The 1,668-nt window shown below is 56.7% G+C and carries 3 protein-coding genes; all 3 read left to right on the top strand.

The genetic code is table 11. From position 1 onward, the window contains the following. Positions 1 to 35: 35 nt before the first annotated feature. Positions 36 to 365, top strand: a complete 330-nt coding sequence (locus ACT3UN_RS16400; protein ID WP_444657648.1) for a nuclear transport factor 2 family protein — start codon at positions 36 to 38, stop codon at positions 363 to 365. Between the two features lie 54 nt (positions 366 to 419). Beyond that, positions 420 to 1,178 (top strand): type 1 glutamine amidotransferase domain-containing protein, encoded by a 759-nt coding sequence (locus ACT3UN_RS16395; protein ID WP_444657647.1) that lies wholly within the window; start codon positions 420 to 422, stop codon positions 1,176 to 1,178. A 310-nt stretch (positions 1,179 to 1,488) separates the two neighbouring features. Further along, positions 1,489 to 1,668 (top strand): recombinase family protein (locus ACT3UN_RS16390; RefSeq protein WP_444657646.1); only part of this gene is annotated, 180 nt, incomplete at its 3' end.

The raw sequence follows: 1,668 nt of genomic DNA, 5'->3' as shown, positions 1-1,668 counted from the left end.
CCCCCGCACTGCCCGCCTAACCGAAGGATATTCCTGTGCCCATCCTTGACATCCCCGAGCCGATCGCCTCATTCTTCACCGCGGTCAACGACCACGATAACCAGGCTTTTCTCGATGCGCTGACTACCGATGCTGTCGTCGACGACTGGGGTCAGATCATCACCGGACGCGACGAAATTGACGAGTGGAGCCAGATCGCATTCATCGGATCACAGCCCACCTTCAGCGCAGAACAAGCCTCCACCGCCAACGGCAGGATCACCGTCGTCGGCGACTGGCGATCAACCCACGCCAACGGACCGTCGCGATTCGACTTCGACCTCAATGGGGACAAGATCAAGAAAATGACCATCAGCGAAGGCTGACGAACGCCGTCACCTTCGTGGCACCATGCCCCTAATAGGAGAGGAAGAAGCCTGATGAACGACACTGACAGCACTTTCGAAGCACGTTCCGGACGGAGCCATAAACCACGCCGTATCCTGGCAATCGTGTCCAACACAGCAGAACTGCACGGGATGCCTGTCGGCTTCTTTGGCGAGGAACTCACCCGTGCGTTCCTCGCATTCATTGAAGCCGGTCACGACGTTGACATCGCCTCCCCTAAGGGCGGAGAAGTGATGGTCGATACACACAGCGACCCAAGAACCCCAGGAGGGGACTACCGCGATGATCTGATCACTCTCGGTTTCCTGCACCACGACACCTTCGGCCCCCTGCTCAGTGACACAATCTCGACCGCCGATATCGACGTTGCTGACTATGATGCCGTGTGGGTCGCCGGTGGGGGTGGACCACTGCTGACCTTCAAGAATGACGATCACCTGCACAATCTGATCTCTTCGTTCTATGAAGCAGGCAAGGTGGTGTCACTGATCTGCCACGGTTCCTCACTATTGCTGTGGTCCAGATTGTCCGACGGGTCACTGCTGGCTGCAGGGAAGCGGTGGACTGGCTTCACCGATGCAGAGGAAGAAGTGGTTAACGAGGCTTTCGGTGTTGTTCTCAACGACTACACCATCGAGAGCGAGGCTAGAGGCATCGACGACACTGTGTTCTTGTGTCGGGAAGCCAATGAGCCGTTCGCAATACGTGACGGCCGTCTGATCACCGGGCAACAGCAGTACAGCAGCGCGCTGGCTGCCGGTCTGGTCATAGAAGCGCTCGACGAGCTCTAGAGTCACGGCCCTGGAGCCCAAGCACCGTGTCGGTGTGAGGAAAGTACTCTTTGTTCTTTCCTCACGCCTGATCTTCTTCACACCGGAAACGACTGCTGTCGTATCCGTCCACGGTGCGACGGTCCGGATTATTGGAATAGCAGCCACTGGGCCGCTCCCCAGTTGTCTCTATAATCTAAAGGTTTACAAGACACGCACAACGAGCATCTCAAAATCCGCAGCTCCTGCGGAAACCAACACGAAAAATGTCTTACCAACCTGTCTCACCGAAAAGTGTTCCGCCTTCTTCCATGCTGGGATTTAGTGAGGCATGATTGTGGGTATGAGACTGTTGGGCTACACCCGGGTATCCACCGTCGGTCAGGATCCGACCCTTCAACACGACGCCTTGCATACCGCCGGGGTCCAGAACCGTGATGTCTTCAGCGATGTCACCTCCGGGGCGAAGAATGCGACCGAACGTCCCGGAATGAAGAAACTTCTCGCCTAT

The organism is Corynebacterium sp. AOP12-C2-36 (genome assembly GCF_052379185.1).
GTDB lineage: Bacteria > Actinomycetota > Actinomycetes > Mycobacteriales > Mycobacteriaceae > Corynebacterium.
Note: the sequence above shows the minus strand (reverse complement) of the source record. Positions and strands in the feature narration are given on the sequence as shown.